Source organism: Anaerocolumna sp. MB42-C2 (assembly GCF_030913705.1).
GTDB lineage: Bacteria > Bacillota > Clostridia > Lachnospirales > Lachnospiraceae > Anaerocolumna.
Genome location: NZ_CP133190.1, coordinates 4,164,715 through 4,182,530 on the forward strand (window position 1 = coordinate 4,164,715; position 17,816 = coordinate 4,182,530).

23 protein-coding genes are annotated in these 17,816 nt (G+C 37.2%); 10 read left to right on the forward strand and 13 right to left on the reverse strand.

The features are described 5' to 3' along the window. Window positions 1–133: 133 nt before the first annotated feature. The 12 genes from RBU59_RS18610 to RBU59_RS18665 all read right to left on the reverse strand — a co-directional run bounded on the left by RBU59_RS18610 (window position 134) and on the right by RBU59_RS18665 (window position 9,477). On the reverse strand, window positions 134–1,579 hold the full coding sequence (locus RBU59_RS18610; RefSeq protein ID WP_308143976.1) for a DNRLRE domain-containing protein: 1,446 nt from the start codon (window positions 1,577–1,579) through the stop codon (window positions 134–136). 674 nt (window positions 1,580–2,253) lie between these two features. Continuing rightward, window positions 2,254–2,613, reverse strand: coding sequence for a hypothetical protein (locus RBU59_RS18615; RefSeq protein WP_330698363.1), 360 nt, complete (start codon window positions 2,611–2,613; stop codon window positions 2,254–2,256). A 56-nt stretch (window positions 2,614–2,669) separates the two neighbouring features. Further along, complete coding sequence (locus RBU59_RS18620) at window positions 2,670–3,095, reverse strand: VOC family protein (protein WP_308143977.1); 426 nt, start codon at window positions 3,093–3,095, stop codon at window positions 2,670–2,672. Between the two features lie 361 nt (window positions 3,096–3,456). Beyond that, window positions 3,457–4,047, reverse strand: coding sequence for a GNAT family N-acetyltransferase (locus RBU59_RS18625; RefSeq protein WP_308143978.1), 591 nt, complete (start codon window positions 4,045–4,047; stop codon window positions 3,457–3,459). Between the two features lie 42 nt (window positions 4,048–4,089). Further along, complete coding sequence (locus tag RBU59_RS18630) at window positions 4,090–4,599, reverse strand: YcxB family protein (RefSeq protein ID WP_308143979.1); 510 nt, start codon at window positions 4,597–4,599, stop codon at window positions 4,090–4,092. 24 nt (window positions 4,600–4,623) lie between these two features. Further along, the gene (locus RBU59_RS18635; protein WP_308143980.1) at window positions 4,624–5,193 is read right to left on the reverse strand and encodes a hypothetical protein; all 570 of its coding nucleotides are present in this window, start codon (window positions 5,191–5,193) and stop codon (window positions 4,624–4,626) included. A 136-nt stretch (window positions 5,194–5,329) separates the two neighbouring features. Further along, the gene (locus RBU59_RS18640; protein ID WP_308143981.1) at window positions 5,330–5,551 is read right to left on the reverse strand and encodes an alpha/beta fold hydrolase; all 222 of its coding nucleotides are present in this window, start codon (window positions 5,549–5,551) and stop codon (window positions 5,330–5,332) included. Window positions 5,552–5,754: 203 nt separating this feature from the next. Next, window positions 5,755–6,078 carry a DUF3784 domain-containing protein gene (locus RBU59_RS18645; protein WP_308143982.1) on the reverse strand — a complete coding sequence of 108 codons (324 nt, stop codon included), beginning with the start codon at window positions 6,076–6,078 and terminating at the stop codon, window positions 5,755–5,757. A 284-nt stretch (window positions 6,079–6,362) separates the two neighbouring features. Continuing rightward, complete coding sequence (locus RBU59_RS18650; protein ID WP_308143983.1) at window positions 6,363–6,737, reverse strand: NUDIX hydrolase; 375 nt, start codon at window positions 6,735–6,737, stop codon at window positions 6,363–6,365. 83 nt (window positions 6,738–6,820) lie between these two features. Next, window positions 6,821–7,456 carry a GNAT family N-acetyltransferase gene (locus tag RBU59_RS18655; protein ID WP_308143984.1) on the reverse strand — a complete coding sequence of 212 codons (636 nt, stop codon included), beginning with the start codon at window positions 7,454–7,456 and terminating at the stop codon, window positions 6,821–6,823. 344 nt (window positions 7,457–7,800) lie between these two features. Beyond that, window positions 7,801–7,935 (reverse strand): DUF6273 domain-containing protein, encoded by a 135-nt coding sequence (locus tag RBU59_RS28695; protein WP_308143985.1) that lies wholly within the window; start codon window positions 7,933–7,935, stop codon window positions 7,801–7,803. A gap of 624 nt (window positions 7,936–8,559) precedes the next feature. Then, a complete protein-coding gene (locus RBU59_RS18665; protein ID WP_308143986.1) occupies window positions 8,560–9,477 on the reverse strand; it encodes a DUF2935 domain-containing protein in 918 nt (305 codons plus the stop codon). Between the two features lie 262 nt (window positions 9,478–9,739). Here RBU59_RS18665 and RBU59_RS18670 point away from each other — a divergent pair, with 262 nt between their 5' ends. Then, window positions 9,740–10,489 carry an AAA family ATPase gene (locus tag RBU59_RS18670; protein ID WP_308143987.1) on the forward strand — a complete coding sequence of 250 codons (750 nt, stop codon included), beginning with the start codon at window positions 9,740–9,742 and terminating at the stop codon, window positions 10,487–10,489. A 310-nt stretch (window positions 10,490–10,799) separates the two neighbouring features. Here RBU59_RS18670 and RBU59_RS18675 read toward each other — a convergent pair whose 3' ends face one another. After that, window positions 10,800–11,399: a hypothetical protein gene (locus tag RBU59_RS18675; RefSeq protein WP_308143988.1), complete on the reverse strand. Its 600-nt coding sequence runs from the start codon at window positions 11,397–11,399 to the stop codon at window positions 10,800–10,802. Window positions 11,400–11,744: 345 nt separating this feature from the next. Here RBU59_RS18675 and RBU59_RS18680 point away from each other — a divergent pair, with 345 nt between their 5' ends. The 9 genes from RBU59_RS18680 (at window position 11,745) to RBU59_RS18720 (ending at window position 17,729) form a co-directional block, all read left to right on the forward strand. Then, window positions 11,745–13,055: an SPFH domain-containing protein gene (locus tag RBU59_RS18680; RefSeq protein WP_308143989.1), complete on the forward strand. Its 1,311-nt coding sequence runs from the start codon at window positions 11,745–11,747 to the stop codon at window positions 13,053–13,055. Window positions 13,056–13,171: 116 nt separating this feature from the next. Then, entirely contained in the window at window positions 13,172–13,870 is a 699-nt protein-coding gene (locus RBU59_RS18685) for a hypothetical protein (RefSeq protein WP_308143990.1), read from the forward strand. A 2-nt stretch (window positions 13,871–13,872) separates the two neighbouring features. Continuing rightward, window positions 13,873–14,436 carry a hypothetical protein gene (locus tag RBU59_RS18690; protein ID WP_308143991.1) on the forward strand — a complete coding sequence of 188 codons (564 nt, stop codon included), beginning with the start codon at window positions 13,873–13,875 and terminating at the stop codon, window positions 14,434–14,436. Between the two features lie 16 nt (window positions 14,437–14,452). Continuing rightward, window positions 14,453–14,887 carry a hypothetical protein gene (locus RBU59_RS18695; RefSeq protein ID WP_308143992.1) on the forward strand — a complete coding sequence of 145 codons (435 nt, stop codon included), beginning with the start codon at window positions 14,453–14,455 and terminating at the stop codon, window positions 14,885–14,887. Next, on the forward strand, window positions 14,884–15,117 hold the full coding sequence (locus tag RBU59_RS18700) for a hypothetical protein (protein WP_308143993.1): 234 nt from the start codon (window positions 14,884–14,886) through the stop codon (window positions 15,115–15,117). Before RBU59_RS18695 ends, RBU59_RS18700 begins: the two co-directional genes overlap by 4 nt. Before the next feature lie 38 nt (window positions 15,118–15,155). Next, window positions 15,156–15,593 carry an NUDIX hydrolase gene (locus RBU59_RS18705; RefSeq protein WP_308143994.1) on the forward strand — a complete coding sequence of 146 codons (438 nt, stop codon included), beginning with the start codon at window positions 15,156–15,158 and terminating at the stop codon, window positions 15,591–15,593. Window positions 15,594–15,739: 146 nt separating this feature from the next. Beyond that, window positions 15,740–16,309, forward strand: a complete 570-nt coding sequence (locus tag RBU59_RS18710; protein ID WP_308143995.1) for an N-acetylmuramoyl-L-alanine amidase family protein — start codon at window positions 15,740–15,742, stop codon at window positions 16,307–16,309. 207 nt (window positions 16,310–16,516) lie between these two features. Beyond that, window positions 16,517–17,281, forward strand: a complete 765-nt coding sequence (locus tag RBU59_RS18715; RefSeq protein WP_308143996.1) for a threonine/serine ThrE exporter family protein — start codon at window positions 16,517–16,519, stop codon at window positions 17,279–17,281. A gap of 4 nt (window positions 17,282–17,285) precedes the next feature. Next, window positions 17,286–17,729 (forward strand): threonine/serine exporter family protein, encoded by a 444-nt coding sequence (locus tag RBU59_RS18720; RefSeq protein ID WP_308143997.1) that lies wholly within the window; start codon window positions 17,286–17,288, stop codon window positions 17,727–17,729. Window positions 17,730–17,816 lie beyond the last annotated feature (87 nt).

Below are 17,816 nucleotides of genomic sequence, written 5' to 3' on the forward strand. Positions count from 1 at the left end.
AAATTAATTATTGTTTTATAGCAGTTAATTGCAATTTTCGTAACACTATAATGCCTGACGCAATCCACTCAAGATGATAGACCGCGGCAGGCATTATAGTATTACTGATTTTAATTTGCCTTATTAGTTCAGCTTATGCAATTTGTGTGATTAAAAGTTGTGCAGAAACAGGTCTCGTACCTCCAGCAATAGGTGTGATCGTTAGTGCTGTTGGATTACCAGCAGGGTTTCGGACAGATAGTACTGAATTGGGTGCTGTTGTTGTCACAAAGGCCATGCCCACAATCTGAGTAGTGCCAGTAGCGCGCCCAACCGCTGTATCTGGTAAATCCACGCCATTGAGAGTTAAAATCAATTGACCTGCTTCGTCTACACTAACTTCAAACAATACCTGATAAGTGCCAATCGTAGCTAAATTAAACGTACTCGTAGTAATACGGGTAATGATCCCACCATTAGTAGGTCCATCCTGAGGAAAACTTACATCAGCGCCAGGCGTAACTGTTAGTACATTGTCTGGAGGCATCAATGCAAAAAAGTTTGCAAAGTTTAAAGCTCCTACTGGTCCGGTGGGTCCGGTGGGTCCGGTGGGTCCGGTAGATCCGATTCCCGCTGGTCCGGTAGGACCTGTATCGCCGGTCGGTCCAGTCGGTCCGGTAGGACCTGTATCGCCGGTCGGTCCAGTCGGTCCGGTAGGACCTGTATCACCGGTGGGTCCAGTCGGTCCGGTAGATCCGGTTCCAGCTGGTCCGGTAGGACCTGTATCACCGGTCGGTCCAGTAGGTCCTGATAATCCGATTCCAGCTGGTCCGGTGGGTCCGGTGGGTCCGGTGGGTCCGGGTAATCCGATTCCAGCTGGTCCGGTGGGTCCGGTAGGTCCTGATAATCCAATTCCAGCTGGTCCGGTGGGTCCGGTAGGTCCTGATAATCCAATTCCAGCTGGTCCGGTGGGTCCGGTGGGTCCGGGTAATCCGATTCCAGCTGGTCCGGTAGGTCCGGTAGGTCCGGTAGGTCCGGGTAATCCGATTCCTGCTGGTCCAATCGGTCCAGTTGGCCCGGTCGGTCCAACATCATTTCCATAGAAGATAACTAACAAAGGTGAAAATGGAATGTCAGCATCATCACTCCCAAATTTCACCACGGTCAATCCGTCAATGTTTATCAGGACAAGGCCATAATTAGGATATATTCCACTTAGCCACTGATTCACAAGATCGGTGACATTAATAGCAACAAATTTCTGGATATCGCAGGTAACAATATTTATACTGTTGCCGGTGGGCACAGAAAGCGGTTGGGTATTGTAAGTAACTGTCTGTGTGTCAAATGGGGATAATACTCTGTATACCTCTACCGGGCTGGGAGTAATACCTGTTTTATCTTCTGTGTAAAGTACTAGAGCCGCAGCAGTAATAGAGGTTACGGGTAATGAGGGCAGGGCAAATTTGAGATAGCTTGCCGTTGTTTGATATAAAGGATCTGTACCTACCAGCAAATGCTGGTCGGATGAAAAATTAGTATTAGGATAATTGCTGGATACAAATGTGGCACCTACAGGTATCAGGTTTAACGATGGCATTAAAATCATTCCTTCCTTACTATATATTTTTTTAAATATTTTTATCAAAAATATTTTTATTATATTCAATGTCATTATATGTCGCTTTATATATCTTGCTACTGATATTTGTAAGGAATTATCATTTTATGTAATTTGGTGCTTGCGAAACGCCACAGCCCATATAAAAGCGAGGTATCTTAGAGTTTAATTATCGTTGGCAAAATAAATAAAAAAGAAGAGACCAATACCTCTACATTATCATAAATACCTTATGATTAAGTTGCGAGCAAAAACATGAGGAAACTGTATGATGAATACTATAATAAAAGAAATAGGATTACTCTCAAGGAGTTAGAGAAAAATATATTTCTGTGGATTTGTGAAATGGGTAGAAATTATACCAGAGAGCCTTTAGAAAAAATGATAACGATTGAATGAAAGACAGGGACTGTTCTTTTTGAAGAAGCAGGTGGTGTATATGAGAAACTGGGTAAGGGAACAGTTTCTCATTAGAAGAATATATTTTATATAGTACTAAATATAACGCCTTACCTGTTTCATATAATTTATATATTCTTGTCCAAATTTCTTTATGCACCATCTCTCTTCGGATAGGATAATCCAATGTGCCGATATTTGAAATACGAATAGTATTGCAAGGAACAGCAACGACTGGGTAAGCAGCGAACAGCCTAAAAATAAATAAAATATGCCACATACATCGGATTACGAGAAAACTGATAGAGCCCTTTAAGATTAATACCATTCTCTGAAGGTTTTGCAAAATTTAATACAGATACAAGACACAATAAGAGACCTAATCCATAAACCATCAAACCGGCATAAAACCAGTATGTGTCAGTTGTAAGATTGAAAAAACACAGAGATATAAAAAGCAGAAGGTTTGAAATCTGATAAAACCAGAGCGCCACCTTTTCCTTTCCAATCAGCGGAGCAAAGTAAGCCGCACGTTTTAATGCTTCCTTGTCTAATATGCTTAAAAGTCCAAATCTTATAAGGAGAAATGGTATTACGGTGAAAAAGGCATTCATGGTATCCTCGATGTCTTAAAGGGCAGACAATTTAATTAATTTAGTAGTTCAAAGAGTTACAACAATCCAAAATGGGTACTCTCCATAATTGATTTCATTTGACATAAGCAAAATGGGTGTCCGGCGGGGTCAAACATAACTCTCCAATCATCAGAAAACTGCTTATCTGCCATTGTTGCCCCGCAAGTTATTGCATATTGTACTGCTTTTTCTAAATCATTAACGGCGAAGTCCATATGTGCCATTTGCTGTTGAGCTTCCGGTTCTTCCGGCCATACAGGCGGTTTATATTCAGGATTCTGTTGAAATAAGATACACGGATATGTCCCCTGATTGGTTCCTGGAGCATATACACATGCATATTCTTCATCCATAAGCATGATTTCCCATTTGAGCAGTCCCGCATAAAATTTTGCTAATTCATGCGGTTCTTTGCAATCCACTGTAAACGAATACATTTTGATTTTCAATTCATCATTCATAACACAAATACCTCCTAATTTAAATAGTCTACACTATAATTTCTGATTTGTTCCTGTAACTTGATAATGGGTACTATACGTAATTCACTTTTTATACTTTTTTGGCGCATTATTTCAGGTAACTATCTATTCATAATGTTTCAGGGTTATTTAAAAGCTTTAACCATTTCCTTTGTCTGTGAGCATAAAAGCATTTTGCCCAAAGATATACAAAAGGCGTTTTCACGGATTTTAACAGATTGAAGACATTTTCTTCCGTTGTTGGAAATCAGGAAGTTTTTATAACAGTTTTTCTCTTCACAATTCAGTTACCTCCTTGAAGGCCTAATAAAACTAATAATATTGCTTTGTCTAAATTATTCTATTTTAACTTCTTCCGCATGATAAGCCCTTGTTCCGTTTCTTTTAAGACATAAAATCCCGCCTTTTTATACATCTCAAAGTGACCGCCAAAATTAGACGATTGATAACTTGATTCTTTGTAAGGATAAACCTCAACAAAGTCAAATCCGTCTTGGGCCGCATCCTTACACACAGACTCCAACAGCAGCGTAGCAATGCCCTGTCTTTTTTTCTCCGGTGCAATCGTAAAACAAAATATGGATTTGACTTTTATGTCTTCATTAGCTTCTTCTAAAGGCACATAAAACATAAATCTCTGCCAGCTGGCACATTTCAGGCAATCTGATTTCGTATTGGCATTACACCAGCCAACCACCGCATCGCCGCTATAAGCAAGATAACCTTGAATGTTATTGCCTTTCACATATTGTAAGGCACATTGTCTTCTTTTCTCTGCGGTTGAAAGGTCTACGTTCATATAATCCTCGTTACTCCAACACACGCAATAACATTTATGTTCATCCACGTTATCATCGTGTGGGGTAATATCAAAAAAATGTACGTAATCCTCTGCAAGCTCCGGTGTCAGTTTACGTATTTCGATAGACATATTTTACCTCCCTCATAGATAATTTATAGTTCCCGTTAAAACTTACAACACATGCCGGATGCTTTTTAAGTTTGATAATGCCATTTCCTCAAAGACTTGTTTAGCAGTAAGACTCAGAAATGCTCTTTTGGGTAGTAACGCATATAATCCTGGTGCTTGTATTAAGTAATAGAAATCTGCATTTTCCCAAATTTCAGAGTAAATATTCCATCTTAATTCCGAATCGATTGCTGAAGTTTTGAATTTAATACTAGCATTCGAGAAGGTCAGATTATATTCCTCATGGTATTTTAATGTTTTCTTAAACTGATATATCGGTAAGTAATAGTATACTGCACCTCCAACGATTAAACCAAATAATCCAACACCTAAAGCTATCATGCTATACACACTAAATGATGAAAGAAAAAAATATAGCATCGCAAACGATAAATAAAACGCAAGGACAATAACACTCGTTTTAGTAATTATTTTGCTTGCAAACAAATATTGTTGATGTGCTTTCACATATTCAGCTTGTGTATATTTGAATTTTAATTCCACTGTTTCCATTAATATCTCCTCTAAATGGTCTTGTTAACCGAGTACTTCGAATGTAAAACTACAGGGTTTTTCACCGTTTGTATTAAGTGGTGATGAATTGATTTCTTTTAATTTCAGCTTTACTCCCAAAGCGTTTTGATAGTGATATAAAAAGTGGCCTGCACAACAACCGCAGTAGGTAGGCGAAACAGAAAAAGGTTGTTTTAATTTTTTAATCGATCCACAGGAACAAGTGGTTTTACCCGAATGAACACCATTTTGATAGCCGCCGAAAGTAATCGTAAATGTACCATCATCATTCAGATAAGGTGACATCATATATTGAATGCTTGATATCAATGCTAGTTTTTCAGAAAAAGGTTTATCCTTGTGTTTCAGGGCAAACGCCTTACAGTCCTTGTCACGCTGACCTCCTTTGCAGCAACCTTGCTTTTCCATAATGAAAAGACATTGCTCCTTTGTAAGCAATTGATCCATTTTGTCAATTAGTGAAGTAATATTATGGGGATTATTGCAATCTGCTTCAAAATCCATTTGTTCCATAATCCCGCTATTGATTTTCTGCTTTTTCATTGTGTCTCTTATCTTTTTTAAAGTTGGCATTTTTATCCCTCCATAAAATTTTTTGCGCTTTTAATTTCTAAATAAAGAAATCCTTGAGGCAAATTCAATAGTATTATCTGAGTATGCAAATGATCTATCCTGTCGTTCAGACTTTGATACAATTCATATTACCTTATCATGTCACCATATCGACCATTAGTCTGTTAAACTTTTCTGCCTCCTCAAAGCAGGCGTTGTGCGCTGATTGCTCAAACCAAATAAGTTCCTTTTTGGGTGCTTTTATTTGTTGAAAAAACTTTTCAGCCACAACGGACGAAACCTGATAGTCATGTCTTCCAAGGAAAAAATAAATGGGTATTTCGACCTTTTTTACTGCCTGAAACAAATCCGTTTTCAAGAAATCTTCCTGTGAGAGCTTGTTTCTCGCAGGTGAATTAAGTGACTTAAAAAAGCGGACAATATCACGAATGCGCTAATAAATAGATTTTCCTGGCACCATCTGCATCTTAGCTATACTGTATTTAAAATTATTTCCCTGCACATCTCTAAAGGAAGGGGTGTGAGCTTTGAATATTGACATTGGTAATCCTCCAAACCTAATCATTTTTTACTTTCCAATTGATACCTTTTTATTAGTAAAAGAACAAACAAAATAATCCAAACTATCCATGCAAATGTACAACCTACTCCGCTTTTAAAGAAATCAATCACTGCTCCTATTACGAATGGAACTGCCATAATCATCATCCGTATTCCATAGTTTTTACACATATACATTTCTTCCTCATGAGTTTTCCTGTCTGACCGCATATTATATCCTGTTAGAAACTTTGATGCTTTTCCATTAGAACGGTAGAAACTCCAGCCCAGTAGGAACATAATGATTGCAATACCAATATCAAGCAAAATTAAAAATAGCGACATATTTCTCACCTCAATTTCATAGTAAGTTATTCAGTTATGTAATTATCAAGGTAATCAAATAACATACGAAAACCTTCTTCATGTATCCAAAAGTTTTTGTCTTTATTTATAACAGCTTGTTTAAACTCCTTGTATCCAATAAATTTAACCTCAGAGACTTCATCCTCCTGGAGTATTAAAGAAGCCGGATCTAAATCCATTTTTAGAAGATAAACATCATAAAATTCATTATCGATAAACTGTCCGTCATTTAAGACTACGATTTCTTTAAACGTATACAGGTATTAGACTTCATCTATTTGGTTTGAGATATCCAGACCTAATTCTTCAGAAAACTCTCTTATAATCGTTTGTCTGTTATCTTCCTTGCTTTCAATATGTCCTCCCAGAGATACATACCACATGTTAGGACACGAATCTTTATTAGCGCTCCTCTTTTGCAGCAGTAATTCGTTTTTGGAATTTATGACCCATACTTGAATAACCCGATGGCAAATTCCTTTTTTATGCGCTTCCTTTCTTTCAATAATATCACCGGTTTTATTACCCTGCTCATCTAAAACATCAAAATACTCCTCTCTTGCTTGTAAAACATCTACAATTGAAGTTTTTCCTGAGCTTGTCACTCCATTTAAGAATATAATTCGACCTTTATCCATTTGTATTTTCCCACTTTCTTTTATGTACTGCAAATTCATCTTGTGAAATTAGTTAATTAATAATATCGGTCAATGTCAGTAACTCACTGTATAATAGAATGACTGTGTATAAAAAATTCTTCCTGACTTGGCTGATATTTTTTCTCCAAGCTTTCTAAACGCTCATCAAAACGCTCAGCCTCTTGTTCATCTATTTCAAATACAGGACTTTGATAGTAAACCCATTTTCTTCCGTCCAAGACATCTGATTTAAGTTCTTTAACCATCATTGCCGCCGGATAGGTACCATTTTCAAGACAGACGTTGTACTTTTTGCAACTCTTAAAGCCATGACTTACATAATTATTCGGATTCCCAAATATTACAATCACATCATAATCAAGTGCGGCCGCCTGTACAAAGGAATACTCTATTAGTTTTTTTCCATACCCCTTTCTCTGATATTCTGGCAAAATACAAACCGGACCGAAAGTAAGGATGTCTTTTTCTTCTCCAGACTCATCAATTAGTTTTGTTTTCGTGTACATGATATTCCCGATGATTTGATTATCAACTTCGATCACCAGATCCAACTCCGGCAGAAAGTCTTTGTGGGATCGCATAACATGAACTAAATAGTGTTCAATACACCCTGGAATATATAAATTCCAAAAAGATTTTCTTGTGATTTCTTCTACTTTCTTATAATCTGTTTCTTCCTCATTCCTAATCTTAATCATTTAGTTTTTTTCAACCTCCTTTTACATAAGACCAATTTTATGTACTTTTTATTAGGGTTATCTACTTTTATCTAAGTCATCTTTTTCTGGTATTCTAGGGTTAAAAATATCAATATTACTTTCTTCACTTACAAGAAAAATTCTTGTTTCTATGTGAGATTAAAACTAATTGTATTCACACCGCCGATTTGCTAAATGAATTTCCTATCGCGTTGTTTTACTTCGGCTACAGGAGCGAACACTCATACTGTACGGATTTATTTATTTTGCCGTATGATTGAGAAAATCAACTTCATACTGCCACTCACCGTATTTCCTTTCATTGTCAGTAATAGTACCCTCTGTTAGGGTGATACGCAAAACGATTGAGTTCGGATTGTTTTCCATACCGGAATGATTCTTGACTGTTCGGCAACGGTGAATTTGCTATAAAACTCACTGTTAAGATATTTTCTTAGTGAGCAGTCAGCCCATGTCACATCACCAGCGTGAATATTATAGGAGAGTTGTTCGATTATGTTTCAGTTATAACCAAGGCTGCATTGCCTTGTATATCAAGAATGCGCAAAGATAGCCACCAAATGGTATAACCTCGCCCATATTAAACGTCCTTATTCTCCTCTGCAAATTCAAATTTATCACTGCATTAATGTAGTAGGAGACACTCATTTACAATTTCTATAAATTTTATTATTCCTCCAGTTCAGTGATTATTATTACCATATTGCCAACAACCGCGAAGTTTTTCATACGTATATTCACATGCATGATTGCTATTATATGTAACATATGTTTCTTTAAAATTAATAAAATTATACCATATTATTCCATTAAATACAATTTTACCATAGTATTATTATTATTTGCAAATGATTTGCTATAATTGTCCTATTGAAATACTTCTAAGCCATATTCGTTTCAAATACAAAAGGTAGAAGATTTTAGTATGGATTCCATCTTTGACCAGTATTAAATAATTTGTTTGGGGAGAGTGAAAATGAATGAAAGGAGTTAACAAGAGCTTTAAAATCGTAATACCTATTAGCCGGTGCGGTATTAAACAAAGAGCCTGTTGAATAAAAAAATCCATCAGGCTTTTAATATTAGCATTTAAACATTTTCAATAATCTTAAATAATGATTTGCTTCACGTAAAGTATGGTCGCCTAATAAAGGTATAATAATGGATCTTACTTTACATTCTAATATGCCTTGTGTTCCCTGAGCCTTAAAATCACGTAAGGCTTTCGTCGCTTTTAAACTTTCAGCAGTTACTTGAATTGAGGGGGCGGTATTATCCATGGCTTCTTTCGCTTCTTCAATTAATGAGTCGAATTCATTACCAAAATGATTCGCTTTATTTATTAAATCTTCTTCTGTTGGATCAAGTAATCCACGAATGAATTTTGAGTGTTCCGCCATAATTCGGTTCCAGAATACTTCGAATTCCAAGGCATTGTTTTCAAAGTCAAGTTCCTCTCCGCTCTGTAAGTTTTGAACCATTTGTAAATAAAGCTTTGCTTCCCGTAAGATATGATCGATTAAGAGCGGGTAATTCACGGTAAACATCTTGCATGATAAAACATCGGATAATATCGTACATTTAAATTGTATTAATGCTGTAATTAAATCAATCGCTTTTTCGTTTATTTCACAAACTTTCTGCTCTAAAACATCATTACAGGGATAATTTCTACTATCCAAATCCATCTGCTCTTTGGTTATTTCAGTAGGTATTTTAATTCCTGTAAGATAGGATGTGGCCATTTCAGCATCCAAGGTATATTGTGTAAATACTTCTCCTGATCTCAGTACATCCGGACTGACATTTCCGTTTGAAATACAAACTACTTCCCATAACAAACGGTCGAATTCTCTGCGGAAAGTATCCGCTTGTTCTGTGAAGTTTTTGTCTCTTGGTGTAAATCCTAATTCTAAAAAAAGTGAATGTTCTTTCATTATCCTTCCAAAGAATAAATGTAATTCTAAGGAGTGTCTGACAAAGTTTTGTTTCGGCAACATTTTAATTTCTCCGTATACGGACTTATGTTATTTTATGATTGATATGATTTTATGTGATAATCAATTAGTCCAAATTGTAAAATTTAGTTTTATGCTTTGCAACACTCTGATAAAAGTATAATAATCATGATATTTCTTTCTAAAATAACAAAGTTATATTGAGATTTGATCTGTGGAGTGTTAAAATTATTTCAGGTTACTTGTATCAAACTTGTTAAATTGAATAATGATTCTTAGTTCGTATTATATAAGGGAGCAGCATATGGATAACCTATTTATCAGGGAAATCAAGATTAACTGGAATAAAGTCGGAGACGATAACTATGTCTATGACATAACATCCATAAGATCAGTTAATACCATAGAACTTAACAGTAATGTCACTTTCTTTGTAGGTGAGAACGGGACAGGAAAATCAACCTTACTGGAGAGTATTGCAATCGCTTATGGATTTAATCCGGAGGGCGGTAACCGGAACTTTAATTTCTCAACAATGGATACCCATTCGGAACTGCATCAGGCAATTACACTGGTGAAAGGAACAAAACGGCCCCAGGGAAACTTTTTCTTACGTGCGGAAAGTTTTTATAATGTGGCAAGTAAGATAGAAGATTACAGGGATGGGGATAATTATGACGATTATTATAGAAGTTATGGCGGTAAATCAATGCATGACCAGTCACATGGGGAAAGTTTTCTGGCCTTGATGCAGAATCGGTTCAGAGAACAGGGAATCTATATACTGGATGAGCCGGAAGCGGCATTATCGCCCCAACGGCAGTTGTCTCTATTAATGCTGATTCACAATCTGGCTAAGAAAGGGACACAATTTATTATTGCGAGCCATTCGCCGATTTTGCTTGGAATACCCGGAGCGGTAATTTTTTCTTTTGATGACGGAGGGATAACAGAGATTTCTTATGAAGAGACAGAAAGTTATAAGTTAACGGAACTATTTATCAATCACAGGCAACTTGTTTTAAATAACCTGATTGAGGAGAGTGAAAGTTGAAGAGAGTATATAAAAGCGTATGGTATAATTTGAAAGACCTAAAAGTCAAAAGTCAGGCAGGCGGTTCCTTTCATAGTTACTAATAGACTCTTGACTTTCTGATCTTTTATGTAAATGTTAACTATTCTTGTTTATAAACAAAATATCTAATTTCCTGTGGCAAAGAGATTAAATCGTCTTTTACATTGGTTGGGTAAACTACCAGATTGTTTAGTTCCTGTAAATCAATCCAGGAAAAAACCAAATCGATTCGTTTGTTACCGTAGTCATTATAAGCAGGAAAAGTACCCTCTAAGGGGATCTGAGTATCCTATTCCGACTCATCGTCACTGACAGCGGAAGCTATTACGGAGGACACATCCACGGCATCAGGAGCATCTAAAGTAAGTTCCCCATTGTCTGCCACTTCATTTGGATCCGGATTTTCTTCGGTACCCTTTTCCTCATCCCACAGGGAAGTATATTGCTTTTTCTCTTTCAGCTCATTCATCATAGCTGCGTTTTTGGCAGACATATACATTACCATGCTGAATTCCATGAGTTTCTTTTCATCTTCGGCAGGTACTTTTCCACCCCTGGAGATTCTTCTTGCAACTTCCATAATCTTTGCGGTATCCCGGGCACATTCGGACATAATATCACCTTGTTGTTTCGCTACTTCAGCATTATATAAGCCGGAACGGGTAAGCATGACCTGTTCCAGGAAATTGCTGTATTCCTCACACTTTTCCGAAACAGCATTATAAGATAGGTCCAGGGTTACAGCTTCATGGGAAAATACCTCTTTTCCGTTCGGAGTTGTATTGATCTTCTCATCTAGCGCTTTCTTTTTTTTCGCTAAGGACAGTTTCTGATCCCAGAACTCCTCAAAACGTGCAGAATAAATCTGCTTTGCTTCACCTATTTTCATATAATCACCTCCTCGCAGGAATAATTTATGTATCTTGTCAAAGTTTATATCGTCATAAGCTAAAAAAAATTAAACCTTATCAAATTTAGTTGCAGTAAAAATGATTTTACCATGATAAAAATGTCATATTTCTACTAAAAGTAACAAAGTGATGTTGAGATTTACTCTATGGAGTGTTAAAATTATAGCAGGCAACGAATATCATGTTCTTGTTTTGCCTGGTAATAATGAATTATGTCCATTGATAACAGGGGCAAACTTTGAGAAGAAATGGTCTTTCAATCTGTAGATAGAAGGGAATTCTTACAGATGGAGAATGTGATATGATATGAGGAGGACAAACAGATGGCAATTGTAGAAGTAATTAAATATAACGGTGGTCCGGATGTATTTGCCTGGAAATATCCCAGTGAGGAATTAGGAACCTGGACACAATTAATTGTAAATGAAGCCCAGGAGGCTGTTTTGTTTAAGGGTGGTAAGGCGCTTGATGTATTTGGAAGCGGACGCCATACCCTAGAGACGGCTAATATTCCCTTGTTAAATAAGCTTGTGAATCTTCCGTTTGGAGGGCGCACTCCGTTTACCGCTGAAGTATGGTTTATCAATAAAGCATTTTCCCTTGATGTAAAATGGGGAACGGCGTCTCCCATTCAGATTCAGGATCCCAAATACGGCGTTTTTGTACCGGTCCGTTCGAATGGAACCTTCGGTGTCCAGATAGAGGAATCAAAGAAATTTCTTATTAAATTAGTCGGAACCTTATCTGTATTTGATAAGACAACTCTGGTAAAATATTTTCGCGGTTTATATATCACAAAAGTAAAAGATGCCATATCCCAATATGTAGTACATAAACAAATCAGTTTACTGGAAATAAATGCATACATAGATGAACTTTCCAACTTTATGAAAGAGCGTATTGCACCTACATTAGATGAGTATGGAATCGGACTTGCTAATTTCTATGTAAATGATTTAAGTATACCGGAAGAAGATCCCGCAGTTGCAAAATTAAAAAGTGCATTGGCAAAACGTGCTGAAATGAATATCATCGGTTACAGTTACCAGCAGGAACGTTCTTTTGATACTCTGGAGGGAGCAGCCAAAAACCCGGGTTCGATATCCTCCGATTTGATGGGAGCAGGAATAGGGCTTGGTATGGGGGTAGGTATCGGTGGTTCAGTCGGTAATGCCTTTAGCGGTGTATCCCAGGAAATAAAGGTTGGCAAGGACAACGGGACAACGGTCAAGGAGTGTCCGAAGTGCCATTCGAATCTAAATCCATCTCAGAGGTTTTGCGGAACCTGTGGTTATGATACAGAAGCGAAAGATAAGAAAGAAAAGGAAACTGAAATTAAATGCAGCAAATGCGGCAGTATAGTGGTCGATAATATGAAGTTTTGTCCGGAGTGCGGCAAAAAATATAACCCATGTCCGGAATGTGGTACAGATATGCCGGAGGAGGCTAAATCCTGCCCCGTATGCGGCTGCGAAAAGCCATTTAACTGCTCTGGCTGCGGCAAATTAATTCCCAAAGGCAGTAAATTCTGTCCGGAATGCGGTCTTAAGCTTATTAAGGCATGCCCGAAGTGCGGTCTGGCAATTCAGGGTTCACCGAAGTTCTGCCCGGAATGCGGTGAAAAACTGGAATAAGCTAAAAAATAGGTATGGTGATATATTTAGGTAATTTTGAACTAAAGTTTTATTTTAATAAATAGAGTCGATGTTTGGTAATAGAGTTGAAGTCAAGGAAAAGGGAGGATTAAAGGGTGACAAGAAGAGGAAAAACGTTATCATTTATTGGAGCTATAAGTATTGCTGTTACTATAGTATTATTCTTTTTACTGACAAGAGAGAGAAGTGCTATGACCTGGGCAGGGTTTTGCTCAATTGTATTGGCAGAAATCACTATGATAGGCGGGCTGGTAGTACTGGAAGCGATTTCGGCTAACCTTTCACAGATCGTTATCAGCGCGGTTGGAGGAGGTGCATTGATAGCGATTCCTCTCATTTCTATTGTGGTTTCGCTGTTGTTTATGATATTACAGAGCCATGCTTACAGGGCTTTTGCAGCGATTCAACTTGTATCCCTGGCTGTATTAATGATTCTGCTTATTATCGCTTATCATGTCTCCTCCAGTGTGAAGTATACCAGTGATAACTTGTTATCTGCTGAAAAAACCATAACCAGGATTACAGATAAATTAAAGATTCTTGCAGGAGACAGGAACAATAAAGCTTATGCTGAAAAAATCAAAAGAATTGCGGAGGATATCAGATATAGTGACGTATCTGTAGCCGCAGCGGCAGATAATGAAATGGAAGTTAAGCTTGAGCAGTTAAAACGCATACTGTTAAGCGAAGATGACCAGAAAGAGGATAAGGCCAATGCCTTATTGGAGGATATGGCATTGCTTGTAGACAGGTCTAGATTGGAAGTTAAAAACACGAAACAGGGAGGTTTCTAAACTTGAAGAATTCAAAAGCAGCAGTTGTAATATATAGAATATGGGAGACAGTAGAATATCTTCTCGGAGCGATGATTGCAACACTTTTTGGGCTGGTAGCATTAGTAGGTATGTTTGATCATGAAGAAGACGGTGCTGCAATTATTATTATTATAAGCTGGTTATTTACAGCATTAGGACTCTGGCTTATTCAGCTGGGCAGGAAGAGAAAAATATTATTAAAGAATTTCAGAGAGTATGTTACCAGGTTATCACTGGACCCTACGGGTTCAATTGAAAACCTGGCAGCTTCGATAAATACTTCACAGGATGTTGTGAAAGACAATCTGCAGATAATGATCAATAAAAAGTTTTTTGTTGACGCATATATAGATGAAATTAATAATCGGGTTGTATTTCAGACAGGCGTCAGAGAAGTGCCACAATATAATGAGTTTGAATCTAACATACAAAACCAGTATGCAGAATATGTAACGGTTACCTGTAAAAGCTGCGGCGGAATCAATAAGGTTTTAAAAGATAAAGTCGGCGAATGTGAATATTGCGGATCGCCGATTAAGAATTAATTGCGGAGATAATAGTATGGCGAATATTAAAAAGAAAAGAACATCCGTTATAACAATTATATTATGGGACATATTCTTCTTTCCGGTAGGTATTTATTTCATTCATAGAAGGTTAACGGAAGATAAAACAGAAACATTGAAGAATAGCAGGACTGTTAATGTACTTGGATGGATTCTGGTCGTATTAGGATTAATATATTTATTACTAGGATTTACCGGTGGGCTTGAGTCTGAAAACGGGGAATCTGTTGTAGGTATGATAGTTATCATGGTTACACTTTTTCTTGGAGGAGGTCTGCTTACCTTGCGCGGTGCCAAGAGAATGAGAATCCTCGGTGAACGGTATAATAAATATTGCCAGATCATCTATGCAAACCAGACAGACCTCGTAACGATTGCTAATGCAGCAGGGGTATCAGCGAAACTGCACAAAAAGATCTTCGGGATATGATTGACAGTGGTTTCTTTCCCGGGGCATACATTGATCTGACCTTACTGGAAATTATATTGCCGGGAAACAGAAGCAAGAGTCAACAGGGTAACATTCAACAACCGGCCAATTACAAAGAACCAAGAAGAAAAGTGATAAAATGTCCGAACTGCGGAGCAAATAATGAGGTTGTAGAGGGTATTACCAAAGAATGTGAATATTGTGATACACCTATAATCTATGAGGGATAAAAGCATTCAGAATTAAAAAACCTACCGGCAGGATGTACATGTCAGGTAATATGTGTAGGATTGGAGTAAATATGCAGGGATACAATTGTATCATGGTCTATAACAAAGAGAAAAGCAGGCTGTTATTTTGCAAACGGACGAAGAATCCTTATTTAGGTCTGTATAACCTGGTGGGCGGTAAGATTGAAGATGGAGAAGATGGTTATAAAGCAGCTTATCGGGAGCTTTATGAAGAAACGGGAATATCGAAACAAGATATTTTGCTGCGGCATATGATGGATTTTACTTATTATAATCAGGAATGTTATGTAGAAGTATATGCAGGACATTTATGCAAGGAGATGGATTTGAAGGAGGAGGCTCACCCGCTGTTTTGGCTGGAATTAAGTGAAAACTTCTTCGATGGCAGCAGGTTTGCCGGAGAAGGAAACATTGGACATATGGTGGAGCAGGTGAAAGAATATGGTATGGGATGACAGAAACCTGAATGTATGATTTGCATAACATTACAAAGGTAATAGGATACTAATATAGACAAGCATGTGAAACGGAAGAAAATCACTGTAGCATCCTGCCATTGTTGGAATATAATAATATAGCAAATAAGAAAGGACGTGTTCCTTTGGCTATTAAAATATTTATAGATCAGGGTCATAATCCCAGTGGATACTTCAACAGTGGTGCTGAGGCTAACGGCGTATATGAATCAGAAGTCAATTATCAGGTAGGAATATATTTACAAAACTTATTAAACAATGATCCGAGATTTGAGGCACGTGTCTCAAGGCCAACTCCGGATACGATTCTGGGCACTAACAATTCTACCAGTTTACAGGAAAGAGTTCGTATGGCAAATGAATGGCCTGCAGACTATTTTATCAGCATCCATTGCAATTCTAATCCAAATCCTGATGTGAATGGTACGGAGGTATATATATATCAGACCGGAACCCAGTCAAACTGGCTTGCAGCTGCGGTGTTAACTGCTGTTACCCAGACTGTTGGAACAAGAAATAACGGAGTACGTGTAAATCCATCCCTGTATGTCTTACGCAGAACAAATATGCCATCCATATTAATTGAATTAGCATATGTAACGAATGAATCCGATGCCCAGAAACTTAGGGATGACCAATATCAGTTCGCAAATGGAATTTACTTAGGGATTAAGCAGTATTTTGGTTTTCAGTAGTATATAATTAAATAAACAGCAATTCATCAGATAAATAGGTCATGTTTTTTTAGCAGGGTGGGAGGTATTATTATATATCTCATCCTGTTATTTTAGGAAAGAAAATGGGTCAGGTTTAGTTTGAATGAAGCTGACAAACCTTATTGACAGAGATGAAAGTCTAATATATTATGAAAGTATTATTCTAATTTATATGGGGGATTTACATTGGATACGGATGATAATAAATATGACAAAGAATTTCAGGTTATAGTTTTAGCCGGTGAGTTACTTTTAAGTAACGGTGCCGAAATATTCCGTGTTGAGGATACGATGGACAGAATTGCAAAGGCTTTTGATCTTGCTGATATGGACACCTTTATCATAGCAAATGGTATTTTTGTTACTGCTAAAGGAAATGAAAGTAAGCATCAATTTAAAATCAAACATATACCAACAGGAGCTACAAATCTGGAGAAAATCGAATTAGTAAATCAGATTTCCAGACTGATTGAACAAAAAATCTATGATGTTGATGAGGCCCTTTATCAGTTGCAGGAACTTAAGAAGAAAAGGAGGTATTCCGAGAAGACACAGATCGCGGCTTATGGCCTTGGCAGCAGCAGCTTCTGTTATTTTTTGGGGGGAAGTGTAAAAGATTCTTTTGTCTCATTATTTTTAGGAATTGTATTAGGTCTTACAATGTCCCTTTTTGCAAAAAGTTCAGTAACTAAAGCAATTCAGAATATTATGGGGAGTGCCATTGTTACCATACTGGCGATTATGGCATATCATACGGGATTTGGGGATAATATTGATAAGATGATTATTGGCGCTATTATACCGTTAGTACCCGGAGTTGCTTTTACCAATGCTGTCCGTGATTTTATCGAAAATGATTATATTTCAGGAATCGTGCGAATGCTGGATTCCGTATTAGTTGCTTTTAGTATAGCAATCGGCGTTGGAGTAGTATGGAGTATAATGAGGTGACAAGATGATATTACAATTAATTTCGGCTTTTATTGGAACCGTTGCATTTTCAGTATTATTTAATGTAAGGAAAAAGTATTTTCTGTATTGCGGTATAACAGGAACCAGCGGATGGTTCGTTTATTTAATGGTATATGATTTTACCTCCGGTAAAATGATTGCCAATTTTTTTGCTGCAATTATGGTAATGTTTCTATCCAGAACGTTTGCCGTATCGAAGCAGTGTCCCTTAACGGTTTTCCTAATACCAGGCATATTTCCTTTAGTACCCGGTGCAGGTATTTATTATACGGCATATGAGATAACGCAGTCGCAATTTGACAAGGTATTAATGAATGGTATGGATACCATTCAGACAGCAGTTGTCATTGCACTTGCAATCTCCATTATAATTACGTTGCCGCCGGTAATTTTCCGATTTACAGGTAAGCTGCTTAAATGGCTGTAAGTTAATGAGGGACATATTTTCATAGGTAATAGACCAGAGAATTTTATGAAATTTTTAAAATAGTTATTGACAAATCACTCACAGATG

What these genes read in the sequence shown, in the direction of transcription:
- RBU59_RS18680 (WP_308143989.1), top strand. Translation starts at nt 11,745, where the DNA reads ATGGCAATTGTAGAAGTAATTAAATATAACGGTGGTCCGGATGTATTT.
- RBU59_RS18700 (WP_308143993.1), top strand. Translation starts at nt 14,884, where the DNA reads ATGATTGACAGTGGTTTCTTTCCCGGGGCATACATTGATCTGACCTTA.
- RBU59_RS18610 (WP_308143976.1), bottom strand. Translation starts at nt 1,579, where the DNA reads ATGCCATCGTTAAACCTGATACCTGTAGGTGCCACATTTGTATCCAGC.
- RBU59_RS18665 (WP_308143986.1), bottom strand. Translation starts at nt 9,477, where the DNA reads ATGTTGCCGAAACAAAACTTTGTCAGACACTCCTTAGAATTACATTTA.
- RBU59_RS18705 (WP_308143994.1), top strand. Translation starts at nt 15,156, where the DNA reads ATGTCAGGTAATATGTGTAGGATTGGAGTAAATATGCAGGGATACAAT.
- RBU59_RS18635 (WP_308143980.1), bottom strand. Translation starts at nt 5,193, where the DNA reads ATGCCAACTTTAAAAAAGATAAGAGACACAATGAAAAAGCAGAAAATC.
- RBU59_RS18720 (WP_308143997.1), top strand. Translation starts at nt 17,286, where the DNA reads ATGATATTACAATTAATTTCGGCTTTTATTGGAACCGTTGCATTTTCA.
- RBU59_RS18650 (WP_308143983.1), bottom strand. Translation starts at nt 6,737, where the DNA reads ATGGATAAAGGTCGAATTATATTCTTAAATGGAGTGACAAGCTCAGGA.
- RBU59_RS18695 (WP_308143992.1), top strand. Translation starts at nt 14,453, where the DNA reads ATGGCGAATATTAAAAAGAAAAGAACATCCGTTATAACAATTATATTA.
- RBU59_RS18655 (WP_308143984.1), bottom strand. Translation starts at nt 7,456, where the DNA reads ATGATTAAGATTAGGAATGAGGAAGAAACAGATTATAAGAAAGTAGAA.
- RBU59_RS18625 (WP_308143978.1), bottom strand. Translation starts at nt 4,047, where the DNA reads ATGTCTATCGAAATACGTAAACTGACACCGGAGCTTGCAGAGGATTAC.
- RBU59_RS18645 (WP_308143982.1), bottom strand. Translation starts at nt 6,078, where the DNA reads ATGTCGCTATTTTTAATTTTGCTTGATATTGGTATTGCAATCATTATG.
- RBU59_RS18615 (WP_330698363.1), bottom strand. Translation starts at nt 2,613, where the DNA reads ATGAATGCCTTTTTCACCGTAATACCATTTCTCCTTATAAGATTTGGA.
- RBU59_RS18630 (WP_308143979.1), bottom strand. Translation starts at nt 4,599, where the DNA reads ATGGAAACAGTGGAATTAAAATTCAAATATACACAAGCTGAATATGTG.
- RBU59_RS18670 (WP_308143987.1), top strand. Translation starts at nt 9,740, where the DNA reads ATGGATAACCTATTTATCAGGGAAATCAAGATTAACTGGAATAAAGTC.
- RBU59_RS18620 (WP_308143977.1), bottom strand. Translation starts at nt 3,095, where the DNA reads ATGAATGATGAATTGAAAATCAAAATGTATTCGTTTACAGTGGATTGC.
- RBU59_RS18675 (WP_308143988.1), bottom strand. Translation starts at nt 11,399, where the DNA reads ATGAAAATAGGTGAAGCAAAGCAGATTTATTCTGCACGTTTTGAGGAG.